This window comes from Xenorhabdus kozodoii (genome assembly GCF_002632875.1).
Classification (GTDB): domain Bacteria; phylum Pseudomonadota; class Gammaproteobacteria; order Enterobacterales; family Enterobacteriaceae; genus Xenorhabdus; species Xenorhabdus kozodoii.
Genome location: NZ_NJCX01000097.1, coordinates 1 through 820, shown reverse-complemented (window position 1 = coordinate 820; position 820 = coordinate 1). Strand labels below are relative to the sequence as shown.

At 57.4% G+C, this 820-nt stretch carries 1 protein-coding gene; it reads right to left on the bottom strand.

The genetic code is table 11. The annotated features are described in order from the left end of the window. Nucleotides 1-820: AMP-binding protein (locus tag Xkoz_RS19265; protein ID WP_141554460.1), on the bottom strand; the 820-nt coding region annotated here is incomplete at both ends.

Here is an 820-nt window from a genome sequence, read left to right as displayed (position 1 = left end):
GGGTATTGCCGATCGGTTGGCCGATCGGGATTTTTCTGCCGACGCATTCGTCGATCTCATAGACAGTGGCAAAAGTGGTGGTCTCCGTGGGCCCATACACATTCAGTAAATGTTTGGGGGGATGTTCGGTTCTGAGGTGAATGGCCGGGCGGGTATCCGCCTGTTCACCCCCGAACAGGACATAACGCAAGCCCGATAATGACGGCCCAATCAAACTCGCATAGTGGTTAAACAGGGCGGTGGTCAGGAAGAGCGCACTCACCCCTTCCGATGACAGGGACTGGCCAAAAAGGGCGGGCTGTAGCAAGGTTTTTTCTGGAATTAACAAAATACGCGCCCCGTGGACTAAGCCCGCCCACACTTCCCAGGTGGCGGCGTCAAATGAGACATTGGCGCAATGGGCAATACAGTCATCGGGGGTGATATCGGCAAACCCGCTATTGATAATCAGGCGCAGGACATTGCGATGTTCGACCATCACTCCTTTAGGCTGGCCGGTCGACCCCGACGTGTAAATCACATAGGCCAGATGACGGGATGTCAGCCCCGGAACGATGGGGTTATCCGTCGGCTGTGCGGCCAATATCGGTGTTTGGCTGTCGAGGACAGTGTCAAGTAACACCGTCGCGGCGGCGTGGGCGGGGAGTTTGCTGAGCTGTGCCGTCTGGGTGAGCAATACCCCCGGTTTGGCATCGTCCAGCATATAGGCCAGTCGATCGGCGGGGTAAGCCGGATCAAGCGGCAGATACGCGCCGCCGGCTTTCAGGATAGCCAGCAAACCGACCACCATTTCCAGACTGCGTTCCGTACAGAGGGCGAC